The 24662-nt window shown below is 42.5% G+C and carries 20 protein-coding genes and 1 pseudogene; 15 read left to right on the top strand and 6 right to left on the bottom strand.

Annotation, left to right across the window (positions count from 1 at the left end):
* Positions 1 to 8: 8 nt before the first annotated feature.
* A complete protein-coding gene (dnaB, locus tag OCV72_RS11300) occupies positions 9 to 1358 on the top strand; it encodes a replicative DNA helicase (protein WP_028088560.1) in 1350 nt (449 codons plus the stop codon).
* Here dnaB and OCV72_RS11295 read toward each other — a convergent pair.
* Both OCV72_RS11295 and OCV72_RS11290 read right to left on the bottom strand, forming a co-directional pair.
* Positions 1332 to 1706, bottom strand: coding sequence for a hypothetical protein (locus OCV72_RS11295; RefSeq protein ID WP_028088559.1), 375 nt, complete (start codon positions 1704 to 1706; stop codon positions 1332 to 1334). The genes dnaB and OCV72_RS11295 overlap by 27 nt on opposite strands.
* Before the next feature lie 209 nt (positions 1707 to 1915).
* The gene (locus OCV72_RS11290) at positions 1916 to 2086 is read right to left on the bottom strand and encodes a DUF362 domain-containing protein (protein WP_028088558.1); all 171 of its coding nucleotides are present in this window, start codon (positions 2084 to 2086) and stop codon (positions 1916 to 1918) included.
* 376 nt (positions 2087 to 2462) lie between these two features.
* On the opposite strand from OCV72_RS11290, the gene OCV72_RS11285 reads away from it, so the two are divergent.
* Entirely contained in the window at positions 2463 to 3683 is a 1221-nt protein-coding gene (locus OCV72_RS11285) for a substrate-binding domain-containing protein (protein ID WP_055283881.1), read from the top strand.
* Positions 3684 to 3759: 76 nt separating this feature from the next.
* Here OCV72_RS11285 and OCV72_RS11280 read toward each other — a convergent pair whose 3' ends face one another.
* From OCV72_RS11280 to OCV72_RS11270, 3 genes are read right to left on the bottom strand one after another with little or no spacing between them, the layout of a single operon-like run.
* On the bottom strand, positions 3760 to 5172 hold the full coding sequence (locus tag OCV72_RS11280; RefSeq protein WP_055283879.1) for a sensor histidine kinase: 1413 nt from the start codon (positions 5170 to 5172) through the stop codon (positions 3760 to 3762).
* 15 nt (positions 5173 to 5187) lie between these two features.
* Complete coding sequence (locus OCV72_RS11275; protein ID WP_028088555.1) at positions 5188 to 5889, bottom strand: response regulator transcription factor; 702 nt, start codon at positions 5887 to 5889, stop codon at positions 5188 to 5190.
* A gap of 33 nt (positions 5890 to 5922) precedes the next feature.
* Positions 5923 to 8301: an endonuclease MutS2 gene (locus tag OCV72_RS11270; protein ID WP_055283877.1), complete on the bottom strand. Its 2379-nt coding sequence runs from the start codon at positions 8299 to 8301 to the stop codon at positions 5923 to 5925.
* Positions 8302 to 8458: 157 nt separating this feature from the next.
* Between OCV72_RS11270 and OCV72_RS11265 the strand changes: the two genes are divergently transcribed.
* The 10 genes and pseudogenes from OCV72_RS11265 to OCV72_RS11220 all read left to right on the top strand — a co-directional run bounded on the left by OCV72_RS11265 (position 8459) and on the right by OCV72_RS11220 (position 19425).
* Positions 8459 to 9748 carry a S1C family serine protease gene (locus OCV72_RS11265; protein ID WP_055283874.1) on the top strand — a complete coding sequence of 430 codons (1290 nt, stop codon included), beginning with the start codon at positions 8459 to 8461 and terminating at the stop codon, positions 9746 to 9748.
* Between the two features lie 73 nt (positions 9749 to 9821).
* Positions 9822 to 10763 carry a 3'-5' exoribonuclease YhaM family protein gene (locus OCV72_RS11260; RefSeq protein ID WP_055283871.1) on the top strand — a complete coding sequence of 314 codons (942 nt, stop codon included), beginning with the start codon at positions 9822 to 9824 and terminating at the stop codon, positions 10761 to 10763.
* A 2-nt stretch (positions 10764 to 10765) separates the two neighbouring features.
* Positions 10766 to 12169, top strand: a complete 1404-nt coding sequence (gene rlmD, locus OCV72_RS11255) for a 23S rRNA (uracil(1939)-C(5))-methyltransferase RlmD (protein ID WP_055283966.1) — start codon at positions 10766 to 10768, stop codon at positions 12167 to 12169.
* 364 nt (positions 12170 to 12533) lie between these two features.
* Positions 12534 to 12812: a helix-turn-helix domain-containing protein gene (locus tag OCV72_RS11250; RefSeq protein ID WP_055283868.1), complete on the top strand. Its 279-nt coding sequence runs from the start codon at positions 12534 to 12536 to the stop codon at positions 12810 to 12812.
* An 80-nt stretch (positions 12813 to 12892) separates the two neighbouring features.
* Positions 12893 to 13942: an ORF6N domain-containing protein gene (locus OCV72_RS11245; protein ID WP_055283867.1), complete on the top strand. Its 1050-nt coding sequence runs from the start codon at positions 12893 to 12895 to the stop codon at positions 13940 to 13942.
* Positions 13943 to 13957: 15 nt separating this feature from the next.
* Positions 13958 to 14282 (top strand): annotated as a pseudogene (locus OCV72_RS11240) (KilA-N domain-containing protein); the annotation flags it as partial.
* Positions 14283 to 14440: 158 nt separating this feature from the next.
* Complete coding sequence (locus tag OCV72_RS11235; RefSeq protein ID WP_055283860.1) at positions 14441 to 15763, top strand: MATE family efflux transporter; 1323 nt, start codon at positions 14441 to 14443, stop codon at positions 15761 to 15763.
* A gap of 8 nt (positions 15764 to 15771) precedes the next feature.
* The gene (locus OCV72_RS11230; RefSeq protein WP_055283858.1) at positions 15772 to 16623 is read left to right on the top strand and encodes an AraC family transcriptional regulator; all 852 of its coding nucleotides are present in this window, start codon (positions 15772 to 15774) and stop codon (positions 16621 to 16623) included.
* Positions 16624 to 16699: 76 nt separating this feature from the next.
* A complete protein-coding gene (locus OCV72_RS11225) occupies positions 16700 to 18346 on the top strand; it encodes a glycoside hydrolase family 13 protein (RefSeq protein ID WP_155515232.1) in 1647 nt (548 codons plus the stop codon).
* A 143-nt stretch (positions 18347 to 18489) separates the two neighbouring features.
* Positions 18490 to 19425: an exonuclease domain-containing protein gene (locus OCV72_RS11220; RefSeq protein ID WP_055283852.1), complete on the top strand. Its 936-nt coding sequence runs from the start codon at positions 18490 to 18492 to the stop codon at positions 19423 to 19425.
* A gap of 92 nt (positions 19426 to 19517) precedes the next feature.
* On the opposite strand, the gene OCV72_RS11215 is transcribed toward OCV72_RS11220, so the two are convergent.
* The gene (locus OCV72_RS11215; protein WP_055283850.1) at positions 19518 to 20390 is read right to left on the bottom strand and encodes a LysR family transcriptional regulator; all 873 of its coding nucleotides are present in this window, start codon (positions 20388 to 20390) and stop codon (positions 19518 to 19520) included.
* A 174-nt stretch (positions 20391 to 20564) separates the two neighbouring features.
* Here OCV72_RS11215 and OCV72_RS11210 point away from each other — a divergent pair, with 174 nt between their 5' ends.
* The 3 genes from OCV72_RS11210 (at position 20565) to OCV72_RS11200 (ending at position 24546) form a co-directional block, all read left to right on the top strand.
* Positions 20565 to 21842, top strand: a complete 1278-nt coding sequence (locus OCV72_RS11210; protein ID WP_055283963.1) for an L-cysteine desulfidase family protein — start codon at positions 20565 to 20567, stop codon at positions 21840 to 21842.
* A 16-nt stretch (positions 21843 to 21858) separates the two neighbouring features.
* On the top strand, positions 21859 to 22803 hold the full coding sequence (locus tag OCV72_RS11205) for a DMT family transporter (protein ID WP_055283848.1): 945 nt from the start codon (positions 21859 to 21861) through the stop codon (positions 22801 to 22803).
* 246 nt (positions 22804 to 23049) lie between these two features.
* The gene (locus OCV72_RS11200) at positions 23050 to 24546 is read left to right on the top strand and encodes an alanine/glycine:cation symporter family protein (protein ID WP_055283846.1); all 1497 of its coding nucleotides are present in this window, start codon (positions 23050 to 23052) and stop codon (positions 24544 to 24546) included.
* Positions 24547 to 24662 lie beyond the last annotated feature (116 nt).

Raw genomic sequence — 24662 nt, 5'->3', positions numbered from 1 at the left:
ATTCAGGCGTGGAAGAAGCACTCATCAAACGAGTCATGCCACACAGCATCGAAGCAGAACAGTCTGTTGTCGGCGCCATGCTTATGGATAAAGATGCCATCACCACTGCAGGAGAAATCATCAGTGGTGATGATTTTTATCAGGCGTCATATGGAGTGATCTTTGATTCGATGATCGAACTGTTCAATGAAGGAAAACCGGTCGATCTGATTACTTTGCAGGAACGACTGAAGGAAAAAGATGTACCGGCAGAGATTGCCAGTCTGGAATTTGTCAGAGACCTGGTGACAGCAGTGCCGACTTCTGCGAATGTGAAATATTATGCACAGATCGTGGCAGACAAATCTGTGATGCGTAAGATGATCAAATTGAATGAAGAGATTGAAAATATGTGCTATGCCGGAAAAGAACCTCTGGAGTCTATCATGGAGCAGACCGAGAAATCCATGTTCCAGTTATTACAGAGACGAACGACCGGCGAATATGTTCCGATCAAGCAGGTGGTCCTGAATGCGCTGGATAAGATTGAAAAGGCATCTAAGAGTAAGGGAACCGTTACAGGAATCCCGACCGGATTCATCGATTTGGATTATAAACTGTCCGGCTTCCAGCCGTCAGATTTTATCCTGATCGCAGCGCGTCCGTCCATGGGTAAGACGGCATTTGTCCTGAACATCGCACAGTATATGGCATTCAAGAAGAATAAAGCGGTTGCCATCTTCAGTCTTGAGATGTCAAAGGAACAGCTGGTAAACCGACTGTTCTCACTGGAATCACAGGTAGATGCACAGTCACTTAGAACCGGTAATATGAAAGATTCCGACTGGGAGAAACTGATTGAAGGAGCAGGTGTGATCGGTCAGTCGAAACTGATCATTGATGATACACCGGGTATCTCCATCTCGGAATTAAGATCAAAGTGCAGGAAATACAAGCTGGAGCACGGACTGGATATCATCATCATCGACTACTTACAGTTAATGACCGGAAGTGTAGGGAAGAGTTCCGAATCCAGACAGCAGGAAGTCTCAGACATTTCTCGTCAGTTAAAGGGACTTGCCAGAGAGCTGAATGTACCGGTTGTATCGCTGTCACAGTTAAGCCGTGCGGTAGAAAGCCGGCCGGACAAGCGGCCGATGCTTTCTGATCTCCGTGAATCCGGAGCCATTGAGCAGGATGCGGATGTGGTAATGTTTATCTACAGGGATGAATACTATAACAAAGATTCAGAGTTCAAAAAACAGGCAGAAATCATTATCGCAAAACAAAGAAACGGTCCGGTAGGGACCGTTAATCTGGCCTGGTTAGGTGAGTACACAAAGTTTGCGAACCTAAGCAGACAGGAAGATTCGTTTTAGTTTTTTTACTGGACCGGCATCGGCCGAAGCTTTCCGGAAGGATTGCTGCTGGCGGATCAGCTGGTCCAGTTTTTTGAATTCCAGCTCTTCCTGGCGTTCTTTTGCATCCAGAAGAAATGTCATCTCCTGGCTGAACATGTTGAGAAGCACTTCGTTGTTATTCTGCAGCATGCGTTTTAACTGAAGCTGTTCCCTGGTCCGTCTGATATCCGGGATCAGGGCTTTGAGATCGGAAAGGGAGACACCCTGTTCGTAGAGATCCCTGATACATGCATACAGTCTGGCATCATCTTTGGTCTCGCGTTTGATCTGTTCTAAAGTATTCAAAGCATTGGTATGATTTCCCACATTAGATACCCCCTTATATTATAATACTTGTCCCTTATGGGTAAATGTATCATAGCACAGGGAAAAGCACCGATTTCGTCAGAATCCGTCGAGGGAAACAAAAATGTTGAAAAATGCGCAGTACATAAATACTGCGCATGAGTTTGCCTGAATATGCAAAAGAACCTGCTGTTGGCAGGTTCTTTGTATATGCTTCTTATTTCGAATGATTAGCCTTCAGAAATAGCTCCTACTGGACACTGAGCTGCACATGCTCCACAATCTACACAAGCGTCAGCATCAATTTCATAATGCTCTGCTCCCTGAGAAATAGCTCCTACTGGACATTCAGCTTCGCAAGATCCACAGCTTACACATTCATCACCAATTACGTGTGCCATAGTATTATACCCTCCTTTGAGTTTAAATTCTAGACATAAACCAATTCGTTGTCTCTGTCCATATCATAATACAAAAAGCTGAAATAAACAAGTAAATTACATGTTTTTTTGGAAATACACAAAAGTTTAGTCATAACTAACTTGCGTTAGCAGATACTGTTGTGAAAAAGCATATTCGGTGGTGAAAAGAGACGTTCTTTTGAATTTTGGGTAAATCCCGGTTAAAATTAAAAAAAATTTCAATAAAAAATTCAACAAATTTTCACCGTTTTGGTGTATAGTATAGAATGCTGATGAAGTATAAGAAAAATAGAAGTGAAAATAGGAGTAGAATATAATACAGGTAGAAATGATACCGGATATAGGAGAGAGGAAAATGAAAAGAAATCGAATCATTGCTATGCTGCTTGGTACGGCACTGCTTGTATGCGGATGTCAGCAGACACCGAAAGCAACGGATGAAGAGAAGAAGATTGAAGCAGAGAAGAATACAACCAAGACAGAAGAGAAGGAATATCAGGGCAAATTAGACCTGATCAGTCCGGCGGCTTATAATAATACAAACGGACTGAAGCTGAAAAAGGGAGACTACATTTCTATTATAGGAAAGGCGAATGGTACGCAGTATTGGGACGAAGTAAAGAAAGGCGTGACACAGGCTGCAGAGGATCTGAATGCAAGTCTTGGATATACAGGAAAAGACAAGATAAAAGTAACGTATAATGCACCGGATAAAGCAGATAATGTGGATGATCAGGTGAACCTTCTGGATGAAGAATTGGACAGATATCCGGTTGCGGTCGGAATCTCAATTGTAGATCTGCAGGCTTGCCAGGTACAGTTTGATCTCGCAACAGACAGCGAGATTCCGGTTGTCACTTTTGATTCCGGGTCTGATTATCAGGGAGTGGCTGCGGATGTATCGACAGACAATGTAGCTGCAGGAACAGAAGCAGCACAGAGACTGGCAGAAGAGATGGGAGACAGCGGGGAAGCAGTTCTGTTCATTCAGGATTCGAAATCACAGGCTGCTCTTCAGAGAGAAAAAGCGGTGACGGATGAACTGACAGCAAACCATCCGAATATTTCTGTGGTAAATGTATATCACATGGATGAATTGAGCAATATGCAGAAGACAGTATCTGACGAGATCAATGCCGGAACTTACCGTCCAAAAGACAGTGAACTTCCGGATGGACAGCTTACCGGAGAAGATATAGTGGCTGCAGACAGTATTACAGAAGACCAGGTAGTCGATTACATCCTTGCCAAACATCCGAATATCACCGGCTGCTTTGCGGCAAACGGTGATTCTGTGAAACTGGCAGTTGATGGACTGGAAAGAAATAAAATGGAGAAAAAAGTAAAAGTGATCGGTTTTGATGCCAATGATGATGAGATCCAGGATCTGAAAGACGGTACGGTTGATGGATTGATCGTGCAGAATCCATTCGGCATGGGATACGCAACCGTGGTGGCTGCGGCAAGAGCTTCTCTTGATATGGGAAATGAAGCTGTAGTGAATACCGGATATACCTGGGTGACAAAAGAGAATCTGAAGACGGATGAAGTGCAGAAGATACTCTATACAAAATAAAAAAGAAAGTCATTTCTGTGAATATGAGCAGAAGTGACTTTCTTTTTATGGAGATCAGGAAACATTCCCTGTCACATTAACCTGCAGCTTTCGGAAGTGAAAATGAAAACTCTGTTCCTACTCCTTCCGTACTCACTACAGTGATGTTCTCACCATGTGCCTGCACCGCTTCTTTCACGATCGCAAGTCCAAGACCGGTGCCTTTCTTATCCTTCCCGCGGGAGAGATCACTTTTGTAAAAACGTTCCCAGATTTTTCCGAGTGCCGCTCTTGGAATTCCGATCCCATTATCTTTGACTGCTGTATATACTTTTTCGCCGCGGTCTGTTGTTTCGATGGTAATAATAGAATCCGGATCGCTGAATTTAATGGCATTGTCCAGCAGGTTGTATAAGACTTGCTGGATTTTACGTTTGTCGGCATTTACATTCAGATGCTTTGTTGCGAAGACCAGTTCAATAGAGATCTTTTTCTGGGTGCAGACTCCCTCGAAGGATGCTGCCACGTGTTTGATCATCTCGTGGATATCGAATACTTCCCGGTTGAGAAGCAGGTGATTGGTGTCGAATTCATTTAATGTCAGCAGATCATGTGTAAGGTCTGTCAGACGTTCCGTTTCAAATAAGATAATCTTCAGGTACTTCTCATGTAATTCGGGTGGGATAGTTCCGTCTGTCATAGCTTCTATATACCCTTTGATGGAAGTAAGCGGAGAACGGAAATCGTGGGATACATTTGCCACAAATTTCTTCTGGTAATCTTCCATATCACGAAGCTGTGAAGACATATAGTTCAGTGATGCAGACAGATAACCCATCTCGTCTTCGGCCGTGACCGGAATCTCATACTCCAGATTGCCGGAAGCATACTGTGTTGCAGCTTCGGTGATCTTGTGAAGCGGGCGGTAGACAAGGAAATGGAATGCCAGCAGGATAATGAACGAGAGCAGGAAGATCACGATAAATGTGATATATACACCACGCATCAATATATCCGTCATAGTATCAACGACGGTAGTGTACTGATGGATCATCAGATAACCTTTTGGAAAATACCCGTAAGTTACCGGAACGGTCACAGTGATGACATCATTGTCGAAATATCCGTGATAATCACCGGTCTGTGAACGGTCACTTCCGGATTCGGCAGGATCAAAATCCTTGATCGTATCCGGAGCGGATGGGTACTCACCGGAATGAGCGGAGGCGATCAGTTTTCCGTCCCTGGAAACGAACCAGACTGCGGCATCCAGCTGGGTCTCAATCCCGGATAAGATCATCTGTGTATCGGATTCCTGCAATTCACCGGAAAAATAACCGGGAAGATAGCTTGTGGCAACCATCGTAGCTTCCCGGTACATGCTGTTACTTACACGGTTAAAGATCGGTGTACGGACCAGATTCTCTGTCAGCGTTGCGGCTGTAAAAAGGCTTAAGAATCCGAATATGATATAGATAAATATGAATTTTAAATATAATGTACTTTTCATGATATCTACCCGCTGTTATTTTACTTCAAATTTATAACCGATTCCCCATACGGTGCTGAGACTCCAGCCGTTGTGATCCTTGATCTTCTCGCGGAGACGTTTGATATGCACATCTACGGTACGGGTATCGCCGATGTATTCGTATCCCCAGATCTGATCCAGCAGCTGCTCTCTGGTGAAGACCTGATTTGGAGAAGATGCGAGGAAATAAAGAAGTTCCAGTTCCTTCGGCGGCATCTCAACGGTATGTCCGTCAACAATGACAGAATAATTAGTCAGATTGATCTCAATTCCTGGATATTCGACACATTTTCCCTTATCTGCCTGAGGGGTCTCAGGTTTTGAACCAACCTGATAGCGGCGTAAAACAGCTTTTACGCGGGCAACAAGCTCTTTGGCATCGAATGGTTTCATAATATAATCATCTGCGCCGAGTTCAAGACCAAGTACCTTGTCGAATACTTCGCCTTTGGCTGAGAGCATGATGATCGGGGTGTTGGATCTGGTGCGGATCTCACGACAGACCTGATATCCATCGATACCAGGCAGCATAAGATCTAAAAGGACCAGATTCGGTTTGTAAGTATCAAAGGCAATCAGTGCCCGTTCGCCGTCGTGGACCATCATGGTATCAAAGCATTCTTTGGCCAGATATAAAGAGACCAGTTCGGCAATATTTTCATCGTCATCGACGATCAGTATTTTCTGTTTATTCATAGATGTATACGCCTCCCATATGCATTTTTTGTTTTATTTCAGTTCGGCAATGGTTACGCCTGCGTCACCCTCGCCGAAAGCCCCAAGACGGAATGATTTGACATGTTTCTGCCGCTTCAGATATTTGTGGATACCGGCTCTTAAGGCCCCGGTACCTTTTCCGTGAACGATTCTTACGGAACTGAGATGTGCAAGCGATGCATCATCCAGATACTTATCCAGTTCGGCCACCGCCTCATCGACCGTTTTTCCAAGAAGGTTGATCTCCGGACTGATCGCAAGGGATTTGCCCATTTTAACTTTACCTTTGCCGGTCTGACGAGTTCTTCCGGCAAATGAATATGCCGGCGCTTCGTCGATGATCTCCAGATCGGAAATATTGACTGTGGAGCGCAAGATTCCCATCTGCACGGTGACATTTCCTTTGGCATCCGGAAGTGAAGTGACAGATCCGGTCAGGTTCATGCTGAGTACTTTGACAGATTCACCCAACTTGAAATCACTGGCTTTGTAAGTCTTTTTCGGTTTTTTCGCATCCGTCTTCATGGAATTCTGTGTGGCATTCATTTTCTTACGGAGACGTTCACGTTCTTTTTCCATCTCGGCAACGGAAATATTTGCCTTGCCGAACTTGTGGAAGTTACGCATCGTCTCATCGGCGGTTTCCTTGGCATCGGCCAGAATCTCATGCGCTTTTTCATTGGCTTCACGGATGATGCGGTCGCGCTGTTCTTCTAATTTGTCACGTTTCTGCCGGGTCTCTTCTTCGAGACGTTCCAGCTCACGTTTGTAGTGCTCGATTTCTTCCTGTTCTTTCCGGATAGTACGCTTACTTGTCTCGAGATCGGTTAACAAGTCTTCGAAGGATTCATCCTGTTCGGTCAGGTGTGTTCTGGCATCATCGATGATGTAATCAGGAAGGCCAAGCTTTCCTGCGATGGCAAACGCATTACTCTTTCCCGGGATACCGATCAGAAGACGGTAAGTCGGACTGAGCGTCTCGACATCAAATTCACAACAGGCATTCTCAACACCTGGTGTGGAAAGGGCGAAGACTTTCAGCTCACTGTAGTGAGTGGTTGCCATGGTGCGGATACCTCGCTGATGGAGATAGTTTAAGATGGCGATCGCGAGAGCGGCACCTTCAGTAGGGTCGGTTCCTGCGTTCAGCTCATCGAACAGCACCAGAGAATGTTCATCTACATGTTTTAAGAATGAGACGATGTTCGTCATGTGAGAGGAGAAAGTACTGAGGCTCTGCTCAATACTTTGTTCATCCCCGATATCGGCATATACATTTTCAAAAAGAGCCAGCTCCGAACGGTCCAGTGCAGGGATATGAAGTCCCGCCTGTCCCATCAGGGTAAATAATCCGACCGTTTTTAAGGAAACAGTCTTACCGCCGGTGTTTGGTCCGGTTACGATCAGAAGGTCGAAAGTGTCACCGAGAGTGACGGTGATCGGAACGACTTTCTTCTTATCTAACAGAGGATGACGTCCTTCGCGGATATGGATTTTTCCCTTTGTATTGAAGACAGGCTTACTTGCGTTCATAAGAATTGCAAGGTTCCCTCTTGCGAAAATGAAGTCCAGTTCCGTCATGATTTTATAGTCGGTGCGGATGGACTCTGTATATTCTGCGACATCGGCACTTAAGCGTGCAAGGATTATCTGTATCTCTTCCTGCTCTTTGCCGTAAAGTTCTTTCAGGTCATTATTCAGTTTTACAACAGACATTGGTTCGATGAACAGGGTAGAGCCCGTGGCAGACTGATCGTGGATCAGACCGGATACCTGGCTCCGGTATTCGGCTTTGACCGGGATACAGTAGCGGTCCCCGCGCATTGTGATGATCGAATCCTGCAGATAGGTGCGGAGTGAACCATTGACCAGAGAAGATAAGGTAGAATGTACTTTATCGTTGATCTGGTTCATGGAGCGGCGGATCTGCTTCAGAGTGCTGCTGGCATCATCGCTGATCTCATCTTCGTCAATGATACATCTGCGTATCTCGGTGCTGATCAGTGTCAGCGGCTCAATCTGCTGGAAAAATATATCCAGACAATCTTCCGCATCGTCTACAGTCTCATGACGGCCGTAGGCTTTGATCTGCCCTGCATTTTCCAAAAGCTTGCAGATGCGCAGGAGTTCCCCGCTTCCAAGAGCTGCACCGACTTCCAGACGCTTTAAAGATTCCCCGACCGGGTTGCAGCTTCCGAAAGAAGGACGCCCCTTTCTGATGATACGGGTAAATGCGGCGGCAGTTTGTTCCTGTGCAGTATTGATATCCGGAAGAGATGTCATGGGTTTCAATCTTTTGCAGCGTTCTTTGCCGCCGAAAGAGGTTGCCTGTTCTATTAAGATGTCAATAATTTTATGATACTCTAATTTCGTTAATGTTTTTTTATTCATGTTTTTCACCTGGATCTATTCTATGTTACTGTATGTACAGTAATTCTAGTCAGTAACTATTCTACCTTATTTACGCTATAAAGAAAAGGATAATATTGAACATTCCCATTCCATACGGTATACTATAAAAAGGATTGTAAAGGAGACGGAAGAGCTGATGGATGAGCAGAAACATCTGAAAAATGAACAGGGCGAACCTGGAAATAAAACTGAAAAATCAGAGTATTTATTTATGCAGGAAACAATCAAAGATGAGAACAGCCGCGGGAAAAAGTACCGTAAAGATCTGCTTCGGATCGCAGGACTTGGAGTGGCGTTCGGTGTGTGTGCCTGCATTAGTTTTTCTGCGCTCAGGCCATGGCTTGATGAAAAGTTTCCCGGAGATTCACAGGAAGTTGTAATACCGGAAGAAAAAGAGGAAGAAAAGTCGGATGAAACCACTGCAGATACCGGCAATGACAGTACAGTACAGACGCTTGGCATTGACAGTTACAGAGAACTTCAGAAAGCAATGAATTCAGTAGCATCCGAAGCCGAAAAATCGGTAGTTGAGGTCATCGGTATCTCGGGAGAGCAGGACTGGACGGAAGAATCTTATGATAATAAGAACAGTGTGTCCGGACTGATCATTGCGGATAATGGCCAGGAACTTCTGATATACGGAAAGACTTCTATATTAAGAGATACAAAAGAGATCCATATCAGATTCGCAGATGGGACAACGAAGCAGGCTTCTGTGAAGAAGAAGGATGAAAGTCTTGGATTTGCGATTTATGCTGTAGCCAAAAGCAGCATCGCGCAGTCAACATGGCAGCAGATCAGTATTGCAACTCTTGGCAGTTCCGGTTCGGTACAGAAAGGAGATGCTGTGGTGGTTCTTGGAAAACCGTTCGGTTATGCGGGAGCGGTTGGATTCGGAACAATTGCGAGCAGCAGAAATGAACTGGACGGTGATGACGGAAGTTATCCGCTTCTTTGTACAGACATTGGTGCGGCAGAGGACGGGACAGGTGTGATCATCAACCTGTCGGGCGAAGTGGTTGGAATTATTGACCAGGGCATATCCGGAAACAGCAGCAAAGAACTGGTGACTGGTTATGGAATCTCAGGATTGAAATCAGAGATTGAACTGTTATCCAACGGTCAGGCGGTGCCATATATCGGCATCCGTGGACTGGATGTGACGGCAGAAATCGAAGCGCAGGGAATTCCCGAAGGCGTGTATGTCCGGACCGTAGAGACGGATTCACCGGCAATGGCAGCAGGGATCCAGAGTGGAGATATCATTACGGAGGCAGCAGGGAAGAAGATAGCATCACTATCAGCCTACCAGAGTGTACTGCGGGATCAGAAAAGCGGCAGTAAGATCAGACTCAAAGGACAGAGACAGGGATCCGGTGGTTATGTGGACATTTCCTTTGACGTGACAGTCGGAAGTAAGGAGTAGTCTGCCGGACTGGATGTTTTGGTGCCGGGACAGTTGTAAAATAAAGATATAGAATATAGAAAGAGGAAATAAGATGAGATATATCAATACCCTTCACGAAGGGGAAACGATCAGAAATGTATATTTGTGTAAAGGAAAGCGTTCGGCGGAGACCAGAAATGGAAGACCGTATGATAATCTGATCCTTCAGGATAAGACCGGAACACTGGACGGAAAAGTGTGGGATCCGAATTCCGGTGGGATCGCAGACTATGACGAGTTGGATTTCATTGAGGTATATGGTGAGATCATCAGCTATAACAATAATCTGCAGATGAATATCAAGCAGATCAGAAAGGTGCAGGAAGGCGAATACATCGCGGCCGATTATATGCCGACAACAGAGAAAAGTACAGATGGCATGTATGAGGAACTGCTTGGATACATTAAGAAAGTAGACAACCAGTATCTGAGACAAGTACTGGATCATTATTTTATAAAAGACGAGACATTTATCCGTAATTTCAAGGGACATTCGGCAGCGAAGACGGTACATCACGGGTTTGCCGGAGGACTTCTGGAACATACACTGAGTGTTGTGAAGTTCTGTGATTACATGGCAGGGGCATATCCGATCCTGAATAAGGATCTGCTTTTCACGGCGGCAATCTGTCACGATATCGGAAAGACGAAGGAATTGTCATCTTTCCCGGAAAATGATTACACAGACGAAGGACAGCTTCTGGGACATATCGTGATCGGTGTGGAGATGATCGGAGATGCAGTCCGCAATATCTCGGATTTTCCGGAGAAACTTGCGAACGAATTAAAACACTGTATTGTTGCACACCATGGAGAACTGGAATACGGTTCCCCAAAGAAACCGGCACTTGCCGAGGCGATGGCCCTGAATCTTGCCGACAATGCGGATGCGAAGATGCAGACTCTGACAGAGTTATTCAAAGATAAAAAAGGTAATGACTGGCTGGGATATAACCGCCTGTTCGAATCAAATATCAGAAAGACAGTTATCTAATGATGCAGAAGAATGAAGTAGTAAAGGTTAAAATTGAAGATATCGGAGTCGGAGGAGAAGGCATCGGCAAGGTAGACGGGTATACACTGTTCATCAAAGATGCCATTATAGGGGATGTTGTAGAGGCAAAGGTCATGAAAGCCAAGAAGAATTACGGCTATGCCCGCCTGATGAAGGTTCTGACTCCGTCGAAGGACCGTGTGGAAGAGCCGGTCTGTCCGATGGCAAGAAAATGCGGCGGCTGTCAGATTCAGGAGATGAAGTATCCGGCACAGCTTGCATTTAAAGAATCTAAGGTACGCGGCAATCTGGAGCGGATCGGAGAAGTTCCGGGTGAACTTCTGGATCAGATCATGCACCCGGTTGTCGGTATGGACGAGGAAGGGATGCAGCCGTTCCGCTACCGTAATAAGGCACAGTTTCCGATTGGAACAGACAAAGACGGAAGAGTGACCGCAGGATTCTATGCCGGCAGAACACACAGCATTATCAGGAATACAGACTGTGTACTTGGTGTGGAAGTGAATGGAGAGATCCTGAACTGTATCCTGGATTTTATGGAAGAATTTGAAATTCCGGCATACGATGAAGTGAAACATAAGGGACTGGTGCGCCATGTATTGCTCCGTTACGGATTTAAAACGGATGAGATCATGGTATGTCTGGTCATTAATGGAAAGACCATTCCACACTGCCATGATCTGGTCGGACGTCTCCGTCAGATTCCGGGCATGACAAGTATCACACTCTGTACGAATACGGCGAAGACGAATGTGATCATGGGTGATACGATCCGCCTTTTGTGGGGGCAGGAGTTCATTACAGACTATATCGGTGAGATCAAGTATCAGATTTCCCCTCTGTCATTTTACCAGGTGAATCCGGTCCAGACAGAGAAGTTATACGGACTGGCACTGGACTATGCAGGTCTTACAGGCAATGAGACAGTGTGGGATCTGTACTGCGGAATCGGAACCATTTCCCTGTTCCTTGCGAAGAAAGCAAAGCAGGTATATGGTGTAGAGATTATACCTCAGGCCATTGACGATGCGAAGAATAATGCGAAGATTAATAACATTACGAATGCGGAATTCTATGTAGGCAAGGCAGAAGAAGTTCTGCCGGAATATTATAAAGAATATGAAAAGACACATAACGGAGAGACGGCGCACGCTGATGTGATCGTGGTCGATCCGCCGAGAAAGGGCTGTGAGGAATCCCTGCTTCAGACGATCGTGGATATGCAGCCGGAGAAAGTTGTGTATGTAAGCTGCGACAGTGCAACGCTTGCGAGGGATGTGAAGTTCTTAAGAGCAAAGGGATATGAACTTAAGGATGTGACGCCGGTGGATCAGTTTCCGCATACGGTGCACGTGGAAACTGTGTGCTTATTATCACGGAAATAGGCGGTTTTATAGGTGTGGTTCAGTCTATTTGCCACCCATTTGCCACCGCAATTTTTAAAATCATTACTGAACAAAGAAAAGGGAGTGAACACGCTGAACAATCAGCGGATTCACTCCCAATATTTTATTTATGACGTTTTTGCTTGTGTTGTTTTTTCAAAGAGATCAACAGAACGTCCAACCATCTTTTCAGTATCATGCACGTAGGTCTGCAATGTTAGCCTGTAAACGATATCAGCGGTATTTCGATTGTATGAAAGATATTGTAAAAAATGACGCAACATGACATAATCGGATTGACTAAAGAAACACAGATATATATAATATAGACAAAATGAAAATGACATGAACGGAGGACAGGATAATGGAGAAATCTGTAACACTTGAAGAGGCGTTAAAAAGAATTGAGGAGTTGGAAAAAGAGAATGCAGAACTTCGGGAGGAATTGGAGTATTACAGAAATCGTAAATTAAGCGGGCGGCAGAAACATAACGCCAAATGGATGGCAATTTATAATGATTTTGTCATTGGATATGAGAGTGGTATGACGATGATAGAAATTGCGAAGCGGAACAATGTCAGTGAGCGGACGATTTATAGGTATAAAGCGTATTATGACAAAATGAAGAAAAAAGAGGAATAGACCATTTTACTGACGTCAGCAATATGTAATATGAGAGTTGCGGACAATTTTTTTGACCGCAAAATGGATGGAGGAGTTTTATGGCAGAAGATAAAAAGAAAGAAATCGATGTTGCAGTAATAGAAGTAACAGAAGAATATCTAAAAGAAAAACTGTATAAAATTAGGGGTAAAAGGGTATTGCTTGATGCTGATTTAGCAGAGATATATGGCTATGATACGAAGGGATTTAATAGACAGGTAAAAAATAATATTGAAAAATTTGATGAAGATTTTATGTTTGAATTGACAGATGAGGAATTAGAAGATTTGCGGTACAAAAATTGTACCGCAAATATAAGTTCAAAAAGTCGTTATAATCCTCATGTATTTACAGAGCAAGGATTATATATGTTGATGACTGTCTTGAAAGGACCGTTGGCTGTTAAGCAGAGCAAGGCATTAATAAGAACCTTTAAGAAAATGAAAGATTACATATTAGAAAATCGTGATCTTATAGGTCAGCGGGAAATTCTTCAGTTAAGCATGGAAACTGCTAACAACAGAATAGAAATTAACAAAATCAACTCAGATATGATATCTCTTGAAAAGCAGATTTCAGATGTTGCAGAAGGCTTGAAGGATGTTGTGACCAAATCTGAGTTGGCGGATATGATGAACAGCTTTGTTTCAGATGATGATGAAAAGTGGCTCATGTTTAATGCAAAATTTAGTAGTGCAGATGAGGTATATGAGTCCATCTATAAGCAGGCAAAGTCGTCAATATATGTCGTTGACAATTATATTGGATTAAGAACGCTGGTACATCTTAAAAATTCTCCTACAGGAGTAAATATTACCTTATTCAGCGATAATGTTGGCAATAATAAACTTCATAATATAGAATTTACGGATTTTTGCAAAGAATATCCATCCGTAAAAATATCAATGAAAAAGACAGGCGGTATATTTCATGATCGATTTATAGTGTTGGATTATGGAACTGATGATGAAAGAGTTTTCTTATGTGGTGCTTCATCAAAGGATGCAGGCGCTAGAATAACCAGTATTGTTGAAGATTATGGAATATCTAAATATGCCCCGGTTATTGCCACACTGTTAAAAAACCCAACGTTGATTTTACCACAATAGAGGGAAGTGAATGTATTGGAAAAGAAAACAAAATGCTATATATATACTCGTGTATCAACAGCAATTCAGGTTGAGGGTTACAGCTTGGAGGCACAGAAGGACAAACTTAGGAAATATGCAGAATTTTGGTGTGAATCTGATTTGTGTAGAGGATGGAATTGATTCATCTAAAGATGCCGGGAAGCTAATGATATCTGTTCTGTCAGCAGTGGCAGAGATTGAACATGAGAACATTCGTGCTCAGACCATTAAGCGAGGTAAATACGGCGGAACATTCGCACATAAAGATATTGCTTTTGAATTTGCGTCTGCTATCAGTCCAGTGTTCAAGTTGTACTTAATAAAGGAGTTCCAGAGATTAAAGGAAGCAGTATTGTTATATATACGAGAGTATTGAGTGGAAATAGTGCAATTTTCACATGATATTATACAAGAATTACATAGAAATATATCGTATTATTGATATAGTATTCTTGAATTGTATGTGAGGAGAAAACTATGGAAACTGAAAGAAAAACATTAACACAGCTATCTGTGCCAATATGTTTAGAAACTTTATTTTATATGCTTTCAGGCATGGTCGATACGCTTATGTTATCATCTGTGAGCGACCAGGCTGTAGGAGCAGTGGGAACAGCAAATACATATATAGGCGTTTTTATTATCATGTTTGGGGTTATATCATCGGGTATGATAGCTGTTATGTCACAAAATATCGGAGCCGGAAGACCGGGAATTGCATATCAGGCAAGACAACTTGGACTTATATTCAACACATTGATAGGTATCGTAATGTCTGTCATTCTTGCTGCTTTTTCTGGCGGGATACTTAGAATCGTAAGTATTGCTCCGGCTTTGCTTGAACCGGCTGAAATATATCTTAGAATTGTCGGAGGTGCATGTTTTTTAAATGCGCTGATTCCTATTTTTTCCAGTTATTTGAGAGTGTTTGGATATACAAAACATTCTTTGATAGGAACTGTTGTTGGAAATGTTCTCAATATAATACTTAATTCAGTATTCTTATTTGCATTCGACTGGGGTGTGATGGGAGTTGCTGTTGCCACGGTTATTTCGAGAGTTGTAAATCTTATTATTGTAGCCGGCATGGGGGCTGTACTTATAAAAGCAAAACAGAGTCCTGAGCGGATTACATCAAGAAAGATATTTGCACAGATTGTTAAGATTGGTTTTCCTTCTGCGCTTGAAACAGCACTTTACAACATCGCAATGACATTTATAGTGCGTTTTATGAATCAGATGGATGTGGATGGAATGAATGTTACAGCGCGTTCATATGCTGTACAGATTGCAAATTTCTCGTATTGCGTGGGAGCTGCCCTTGCTCAGGCAAATGCAATTATGACCGGCTGGAGAATTGGAGCAAAAGAGTTTGAGGAATGTAATAGGGGGACGAGAAAAGCTGCGATATATGGTATCATCACAGCGACATGCTTTTCCGTGACCTTTGCATTTGCCGGACATTTTATCGTGCATATATTTACTGATGATTCACAGATGATAAATCTTGTGGTAAAGTTGTTAATAGTAGATATATTTCTTGAACTTGGAAGGGTAACAAACCTTGTATATGGGCAGGCGTTAAAAACGAGCGGAGACGCACTTTTTCCGGTTATATTAGGTGCGATATTTATGTATTTGTTTGCAGTTGGCGGAACCTATTTTCTCGGAATACACATGGGACTTCTGGCTGTAGGAGCATATATTGCTATGGCAGGTGACGAATGTGCGAGAGCTGTGGGAATGGTACTTAGATGGAAGAGTGGAAAATGGAAGAGTAAAGGTCTTGTAGAAGTATAGGAGAGAGTATGTACTTTGAATTAAAGGAAAATAAACCACATGGTACAAAGGATGATCCGTTTAGTACATATCATATAAAAAATGAGGGACGATCATTTCAGATACCGGTTCATTGGCATGATGAACTAGAAATTATATATGTAAAAAGTGGATTTTTGACTGTAAGTATATCAGGAGAAAATTATATTGGACCCCCCGGGGATGCTTTTGTAGTATTGCCGGGCAATCTGCATTTCATGGGTTCACAGACTGGTACAGTGGATTATTTTACTTTCCTTTTTCCGTTAAAATATATATCTTTTTGCATAAATGACATGTTGGATGAGAAATTACTGGAGCCGTTAAAAAATGGTCATCTGATGATAAGTCCACAAGTAAAAGATACAGCCAAAGAACTGTGTGAGCAGTTGGTTGAAATATATGTGGCAAAAAACAAGAAAACTGAGTCCCAAATAACTGCTCAGATAAAAACAAAAATAATTCTTTTACAATTTATTCTTGAAATGTGGGAGAAGGGCTTTGTAATCGAAAATGATAAAAGCGGGAGAAATACGATAGAAAAAGAAATGATTTCATATATACAGCAGAATTTTATGGAAAAGATATCATTAAAAGAATTTGGTGAGCAGTTTCATCTTTCGGAAAAATATATATCGCGATATTTTAAGGAACATTTTCATATTACACTTTCGCAATATATAACACATTTACGATTAGAGCATGCAAAACAGCTGTTACAAGATACGGATATTCCTGTTACAGAGATTGCAATGCAGAGTGGATATCAGAATGTAAGCTATTTTATCAGAAGCTTCAAAAAAACATATGGAGTTTCTCCGTTAAAATATAGAAAAAAATAAGCCAGGTATATGGTTAGAAAGGAGAGGATATCTCGGTAGAATCAGAAAATCTGCCGGAGAGATATCGAGAATGAGTATGGGAAATAAGAATAAATGGTGGAGAAATGCAGTTGTATATCAGATTTATCCGAAAAGCTTTCAAGATTCGGATGGAGATGGAATCGGTGATATTCCGGGAATTATCAGCAGATTGGATTATTTGAAAAAACTTGGAATAGATGCAATCTGGCTTTCACCGGTGTATCGTTCGCCACAGGATGACAATGGATACGATATTTCAGATTATCAGGATATTGAGCCGATGTTCGGAACAATGGAAGATATGGAACAGTTATTTGTGGAGGCAAAGAAACGCGGAATTCGAATTATGATGGATCTTGTGTTGAATCATACTTCTGATGAACACAGATGGTTTTTGGAAGCAAAGAAAAGTAAAGACAATCCGTACCATGATTATTATGTGTGGCGTGACGGAGAAGAGGGTGTTTATCCAAATGATATGAATTCTGCGTTCGGAGGACCGGCATGGGAGTGGGTTCCAGAACTGGGGCAGTATTATTTTCATCAGTTTTCAGTGAAACAGCCGGATCTGAACTGGGAGAATCCGAAAGTGAGAAGAGAACTCTATGATATGATTCTCTGGTGGATGGAAAAAGGTGCAGGTGGATTTCGTCTGGATGTGATCGATCAGATTGCAAAAGAGCCAGATCTTAAAATTACAAATAATGGACCAAAGCTGCATGAATTTCTGCGTGAATTAAGCAGGGAAACATTTCAGAAGGGTGATATGATCACTGTTGGAGAAGCCTGGGGAGCAACACCGGAAATTGCAAAGAAATATAGCAATCCGGATGGAAGTGAATTTTCCATGGTTTTCCAGTTTGAGCATATTATGCTTGATCAGGAAGAAGGAAAGGAAAAATGGGATACTATTCCATTGAATATGGTTAAGCTGAAAAAATGCCTTGCGAAGTGGCAGAATACTTTATATCAGACAGGATGGAACAGCCTGTTCATGAATAACCATGATCTTCCCAGAATCGTGTCGCGCTGGGGAAATGACGGAAAATACAGAAAAGAGTCGGCAAAAATGCTGGCGACAATGCTTCATGGAATGCAGGGAACTCCTTACATTTACCAGGGAGAAGAGCTGGGAATGACGAATGTGCAGTTTGACAGCATTGAGGACTATGAAGATATTGAGACATTGAATATGTACAAAGAGCGTCTGGAAAAAGGATATCAGCCAGAAGAAATCATGCATTCTATTTACGCAAGAAGCCGTGATAATGCCCGCACTCCAATGCAGTGGAGCGGAGAGGAAAACGGAGGATTCACAACAGGAGAACCATGGTTTACCGTGAATCCAAATTATATCAGGATCAATGCCAAAGAGGCACTGGAAGATGAAAATTCGGTATTTTACTATTATCAGAAGCTGATTCGTTTAAGAAAAGAAAATCCAGTATTTGTGGATGGAAAATTTGACCTTCTTCTGCCGGAAGATGAGAAGATTTTTACCTATACGAGAACAGATGAGCATACAAAGATGCTGGTATGTGCAAACTTTACGGATGAGGAAGTTAGCTGCCCATTGCTTGATGAGTGGAAAGATGGGGAAGTCTGGATTCGGAATTATGAGGATGACAGAGAAGGAAATGTATTGCGTCCATATGAGGCGGTGATAATTGGAACTGCTGTGAATATTGTGAAAGCAGGATAGTTCCCGTTTGACAGAGTAATTGAGGAGTACAACATAACCGGAGAATTTTGGATAAAACGGAAGAAATAAAGATACTTGCAAAATCCCTTCACACCCTGTATCATTTCAAAAGGAACAAAACGAAATGACAAGGAGTGGTTTCATTGGCAAAGATCAGGAAAAAACCAAAGAAGAGCATAAATAAAAATATAAATAAAAAATCGTTCACACAAAGCACACCTAATATCGCAGAAAAACTCGACAACGAGATGGTTGCGTTCCTGGATACGGAATTCTTAACATCCCAGATAAAAGGAGGACCGCCGGCCAAGCTTGTGTCGGTTGGGTTTGTAGTCTGTGGGAAGAATTTTGAAGAAGTAACAAGATTTCATTCCTATATTTATGCAGAAGATAAATTGCATGACCGGTTTCAGGAGATGACCGGGATAGAGCGGAAAGATCTCTTAAGTGCCCCGGATTATGAACTTGTGATGGAAGAAGTCGCAGAGCAGCTGGAAGCGTGGGAAGTATCAAAGATCTATGTATGGGGACCGGATAAGTATGTGATACAGCGGGATCTTCTGGAATATCGTAAGGACATATCGAAACGGACCAGAAAGATCGTGAACAGAATCCTTCGTATGATCAAGGATATAGAGGGAACTTATTCGGCAAAGCTGGATCTGCAAAGTGCGGGGATTGGAAGTCTGAAGATTATCTGTGGACTCGGAACAGAAGTCAGCCACAATGCGCTGGACGATGCGGTAGATCTGAAAAATATCATCAGCCACATTGATCTGAAAGGCTGTTCAGAGCATATGCTGCAGATTATGAAAAAGTATACATCGGAGAAAGAAGTATACTACAGGCTGCGCAGATTCCGTGAAAAATGGGATGATGTATCGGAAGGGATTCAGGAAAAGAGTCTTAGCCTGCTGAAAGAACTTGGAAAAGTGGATACGGTAGAAGCAAGAGCACTCCGGGATGATCTTTTGGTAATGTGTACCGGGGAAGCAATGGCATTTCCGACTTTAGAAGAATATATCCAAAAAGAGAATGCAAAAACAGGGAAAGTAATTTGTGATAAAAACGATAAATAAAGGAAATTGACAGATAATTTTAAGCAAAATTGCAGATTGACGGAAATCGGTAAAACAGTTTGAAGGGCAGGGAAACCTGCCCTTCTCCAATGTTACTGCACCAGCTGGAAGAATGCTTTCATCTCCCGTGTCAGAAGTTTGTCCTTGTGGTATACAATCTGCCGCCAGATATGCAGATCAAAATCACTGACCGGTATGGGGGTCAGGATTCCCTGTGCAATCTGATTCTGTACAGTAAACTGAGGAACAAAAGATAAAAATTCATTTTTCAACAGAAGCTGAATGATGAAGTCGGTACTGCTGGATTCCACCCGTGGATGGATTTCCTGACCATATGCAGCAAGATACTGATCCAGAATAAAACGGTAACTTGCATCTTTTTCGGTAAGTATAAAAGGTTCACTGATAATTTTATTTAATGTCAGAGGACTTTTTTTGGTGCAAGGATGATCCGGACTTGCAACGAAAATGATATTTTCCGGTTCTTCTAAGATCTTGACCCACTTCGGATCGTACATACGTTTATCCATAAAATAGACGAGATCTACACAGGATTTATTCATCATATCAAGAAGAGCTTCCGGGGAATCTGTGATGATACTGATCTCAACCGCAGGGTGAAGTGCATGATATCTGGACAGGATATCCGGCAGAATAGAAGAACAGATCGACTCGATCGTTCCGATCCTGAGTGTTCCATTCAGATCCTGGGATCCGGAGAGTACATCTTTTGCTTCTTCAATCTCACTGGTGATGCGCAGAGCATACTGATAAAATACATTTCCCTGATGTGTAAGGGAAATGTGTTTGCCGATCCGGTCAAAAAGCCGGGTGCCTAATTCGGATTCCAGCTGTTTGATCTGGATACTGACGGCAGCCTGTGTGTAACCGAGAACATCGGCGGCTTTTGAAAAACTTTCCTGATTGGCAACATGTATAAATGTGTTTATTTCACGAAAATCCATAATTCCTCCGTTCTTCTTGCATAAAATATTTTTAATCATTTTATAAAAAAGTTAAATTTTACGAATCGTTTATTTGATGATACAGTGTCTAAGTGAGAAAAACAAGATAAAATGCGTTTTCAGGAAAAATTGTTTTATGGTATTATAGATAGAAGAAAGGAATACAAAAGAGAGATGGAAAAGACAAATCGAAAATATCAGGCGTACATACAGATTTTAAAAGAAGAATTACATCCTGCAATGGGATGTACGGAACCGATTGCGTTGGCTTATGCGGCAGCGGTAGCCAGAAGAGAACTCGGATGTCTGCCGGACAGAGTTGTCATTGGGGCAAGTGGCAGTATTATTAAGAATGTAAAATCAGTGATTGTTCCGAATACCAATCATCTGAAAGGGATACCAGCCGCAGTATCCGCAGGAATCGTGGCAGGAGATCCGGACAAAGAACTGGAAGTAATTGCAGAGGCGACAGAAGAAGATTCGGCAAAAATCAAAGATTTCTTAGAGAATACACCAATCACTGTTGAACATCTGGATCAGGGTATCACATTTGACATTGTACTCACGTTATATCACGGAGATGAGTATGCAAAAGTAAGGATTGCAAATTATCATACCAACATTGTGCTGATCGAGCACAATGGGAAAGTTGTAAAAGAATCAGAAGTCAAGGGTGAAGAAGAGGAAGGGCTTACAGACAGAAGTCTTTTAAATATGAAAGATATCTGGGACTTTATCAATACAGTAGACGTAGAAGAGATTAAAGAAGTTCTTGACAGACAGATGGAGTATAATTATACAATTGCAAAAGAAGGAATCCGCGGGGATTATGGTGCCAATATAGGAAAAGTACTTCTTGATATGGATGATGACAATGTAAAGACCCGGGCAAAAGCGATGGCGGCAGCAGGATCCGATGCCCGTATGAATGGCTGTGAACTGCCGGTTGTGATCAATTCCGGAAGTGGGAATCAGGGAATTACGGTATCGGTACCGGTCATGGTATATGCGGAGGAGTTGAACGTAGAAAAAGAAAAACTCTACCGTGCACTTGCACTTTCCAATCTGACAGCAATCCATGAGAAGACACCGATCGGTCGTCTGTCAGCATATTGCGGTGCGGTTAATGCGGGAGCAGGAGCGGGAGCAGGTATCGCCTACCTTTGCGGCGGAGGATATGAGGAAGTGATCCATACGGTTGTCAATGCACTGGCAATCGTATCAGGTATCGTCTGCGATGGCGCGAAAGCATCCTGTGCGGCAAAGATTGCATCGGCAGTAGATGCCGGAATCCTTGGATATAATATGTATATCCGTGGTCAGGAATTTTATGGCGGGGATGGAATCGTGACAAAAGGTGTAGAGGCGACATTGAGAAATGTCGGACGTCTCGGAAAAGAAGGTATGCGTGAGACGAATGAAGAAATCATTAAAATGATGATCGAAGATTAAGATAGGAAGTGATAGATTGGGAAGCAGTGTATCCAAGGAACAGCTTTCGAACAGGCTGGACCGGAGAGAGATCGTAAGAGGAACTGCACTGACGATTACGGGTGGCTTTCTGTGGGGACTCGCCGGAGTATTTGGCAAATATTCGTTTGAATACAAAGGAGTGATGGCACCGTGGCTGGTTAATGTCCGGCTGATCATAGCAGGGATTATTTTGCTGATGAGAGCATATATGGTGCAGAAGAATGGAATCTTCCGTATCTGGAAAAATAAAAGACATGTGTTACGTATGCTGGTGTATGGAGTGATCGGTATTGCAGGATGTCAGATGACGTATTATATGGCGGTACAGGATTCAAATGCCGGAATTGCGACAGTCCTGCAATACACGGCACCGGTTATGATTATGGTCCTTCTGGCAATCAGAAACCGGAAACTGCCTGAGGGAAATGAGATACTTGCGTTGGTATTGGCATTTGGAGGAACGGTTCTTCTGGCAACGCACGGCAATCTTACGCAATTGAGTGTGTCAAAGACAACATTAGTATTAGGGCTTGCTTCAGCAGTCGCAACGGTATTTTATAATCTCGTACCGGGTAATATGATGGATATCTATGGAACCTTTTCCATGGTCGGCTGGGGAATGCTGATCAGTGGAATCGGTCTGACACCATTTGTGCAGCCATGGACGATGACGGGAGATATCCTTTTGGACTGGCAGTGTATCGGCTGCATTGCAGTCGTGATCATATTTGGTACGGTAATGTCCTTTAGCTGTTATATGGAAGGGGTTCGTCTGATCGGAGGTTCCAAGGCAAGTTTGTTTGCATCGGTTGAGCCGCTGACAGCAACGGTGATGTCGGTACTCTTTATGCATGTGGCTTTTTCGGGAATGGATCTGGCAGGATTTGTCGGAATTATAGCGGGTGTGATTATCTTGTCGCTGCCAAAGAAGAAAAAATGATACAAAAAAATATAAAAAGATTACAGAAAGTCCTGTCGGGAGAATAATATTCCCGAGAGGACTTTTTGTCTTAAAATTAACAAGGGAAACAATGCATGAATGCATAAAAATCAATAATATAATACATGAATGCGTAAAAATAAACAAAAAAATTCCAAAAACATATCTGCAATTGTGAATAATTTGTTGATTTTTTGAAAATATTGTGATAAAATTAACAAATCAAAAGGATATGGAGGATATCATATGTTAAACAGTTTAAACAACGTTGTGAATTTCTTGAATAGTTACATCTGGGGCGTTGGAATGCTGATACTGATTGTAGGAAGTGGGTTATATTTTACAATCAGATTACACGGTTTCCAGTTTGTACATTTTAAGGATATGTGGAGCAGAATCATCGATAAGCAGGATTCTGATTCGGGAATTTCAGCATTTGGTTCATTTTGTACGACCATGGCAATGCGTGTCGGTACAGGTAACGTAGCCGGAGTTGCAGTGGCAATTTACATGGGCGGTCCGGGAGCATTGTTCTGGATGATTCTTGCAGGTATGACCAACTCGGCAGTATGTTTTGCAGAGTGTACGTTGTCAGTTCTTTATAAAACAAGAATTGACGGACAGTATCGTGGCGGAGGAGCTTACTGTGCGGAGAGAGGACTTGGCTGGAAGAAATATGGTGCATTTATGGCCATGATTCTGATGATCGGAACTTCTGTATTTATGCCTGCAGCAGCTACATATACAATCTGTGACGGATTCCACAATGCGATCAAGATTCCAATGTGGGTAAGTGCATTAGTGATTGCCCTGATTCTTGCGGTTGTGGTTATCGGTGGTGTGAAACGTATCAGCGCAATTGCATCTATGATTGTACCATTTATGGTAACTGTATATCTGATCGCAGCAATTGTAATCATTGTAATGAATATTACAGCAGTACCTGGACTGATCAAAGAGGTTGTAACGGCAGCATTTGCCAAGAATGCAGTTTTCGGCGGAACAATCGGTGTGATCATCCAACAGGGTGTTAAGCGAGGTACATTCTCAAGTGCATCCGGTATGGGTGAAGCTTCTCCTACAGCCGCAGCAGCAGAGACAAGCCATCCGGTAAAACAGGGCATGGCGAATGCAGCAGGTGTATGGCTTGACACGGTTATCATCTGTACCGCATCGGGACTGATGATTCTGTTAACAGACTGCTTCAACACAGCGAATGGATATGTTGGCAGTGGTTCGGGAGAACTTCCTGCACTTGCAGCAGCAGGAACAAATGGAGTGATCTTTGTGCAGCTGGCATGTAAGACTGTTATGGGCAAGATTGCACCTACATTCATTGCGATCATGCTGGCACTGTTCTCATTCACTTGTCTGATCAGTTACTATTACGAAGCAGAGACAGCAGCTATGTACCTGTTCCAGGGTGATTCAAAAGCGAAAATACGTAAAGTTGTTACTTGGATCATGAGAATTGCAATGCCTGTTCTGATCTTTATCTGGGGTAATCTGGAATCAGATATCGCATGGAACTTATCGGATCTGGCACTTGGAAGCTGTACATGGGTAAATATGCTGGTTGTTCTTTTGTTATCACCAAAGGTAATAGCACTTTACAAAGACTATGAATCACAGATGAAAGAAAAGAAAGATCCATACTATAATCCGGATAAACTTACATGGGATGGTGTAGACACAGAAATGTGGAAAGACATTAATAAGAAATATATTGAAAATGATAAATAAGTCATAAAAAATAACCCCTGGGAAGATGATATGCTACCCTCATATAGGACAATGAAATATAAAAGTCCTATATGGGGGTATTTTCATGTTCAGAAAGAGTAAGATAGAACCAGTAG

It is taken from the genome of Dorea amylophila (assembly GCF_025567265.1).
Classification (GTDB): Bacteria; Bacillota; Clostridia; order Lachnospirales; family Lachnospiraceae; genus Dorea_A; species Dorea_A amylophila.
Note: the sequence above shows the minus strand (reverse complement) of the source record. Positions and strands in the feature narration are given on the sequence as shown.

Bases quoted from the DNA above. Each gene is read 5' to 3' on its own strand.
- OCV72_RS11290 (WP_028088558.1), bottom strand. From the start codon at position 2,086: ATGGCACACGTAATTGGTGATGAATGTGTAAGCTGTGGATCTTGCGAA.
- OCV72_RS11285 (WP_055283881.1), top strand. From the start codon at position 2,463: ATGAAAAGAAATCGAATCATTGCTATGCTGCTTGGTACGGCACTGCTT.
- OCV72_RS11280 (WP_055283879.1), bottom strand. From the start codon at position 5,172: ATGAAAAGTACATTATATTTAAAATTCATATTTATCTATATCATATTC.
- OCV72_RS11275 (WP_028088555.1), bottom strand. From the start codon at position 5,889: ATGAATAAACAGAAAATACTGATCGTCGATGACGATGAAAATATTGCC.
- OCV72_RS11270 (WP_055283877.1), bottom strand. From the start codon at position 8,301: ATGAATAAAAAAACATTAACGAAATTAGAGTATCATAAAATTATTGAC.
- OCV72_RS11265 (WP_055283874.1), top strand. From the start codon at position 8,459: ATGGATGAGCAGAAACATCTGAAAAATGAACAGGGCGAACCTGGAAAT.
- OCV72_RS11260 (WP_055283871.1), top strand. From the start codon at position 9,822: ATGAGATATATCAATACCCTTCACGAAGGGGAAACGATCAGAAATGTA.
- rlmD (WP_055283966.1), top strand. From the start codon at position 10,766: ATGCAGAAGAATGAAGTAGTAAAGGTTAAAATTGAAGATATCGGAGTC.
- OCV72_RS11250 (WP_055283868.1), top strand. From the start codon at position 12,534: ATGGAGAAATCTGTAACACTTGAAGAGGCGTTAAAAAGAATTGAGGAG.
- OCV72_RS11245 (WP_055283867.1), top strand. From the start codon at position 12,893: ATGGCAGAAGATAAAAAGAAAGAAATCGATGTTGCAGTAATAGAAGTA.
- OCV72_RS11235 (WP_055283860.1), top strand. From the start codon at position 14,441: ATGGAAACTGAAAGAAAAACATTAACACAGCTATCTGTGCCAATATGT.
- OCV72_RS11230 (WP_055283858.1), top strand. From the start codon at position 15,772: ATGTACTTTGAATTAAAGGAAAATAAACCACATGGTACAAAGGATGAT.
- OCV72_RS11225 (WP_155515232.1), top strand. From the start codon at position 16,700: ATGGGAAATAAGAATAAATGGTGGAGAAATGCAGTTGTATATCAGATT.
- OCV72_RS11215 (WP_055283850.1), bottom strand. From the start codon at position 20,390: ATGGATTTTCGTGAAATAAACACATTTATACATGTTGCCAATCAGGAA.
- OCV72_RS11210 (WP_055283963.1), top strand. From the start codon at position 20,565: ATGGAAAAGACAAATCGAAAATATCAGGCGTACATACAGATTTTAAAA.
- OCV72_RS11200 (WP_055283846.1), top strand. From the start codon at position 23,050: ATGTTAAACAGTTTAAACAACGTTGTGAATTTCTTGAATAGTTACATC.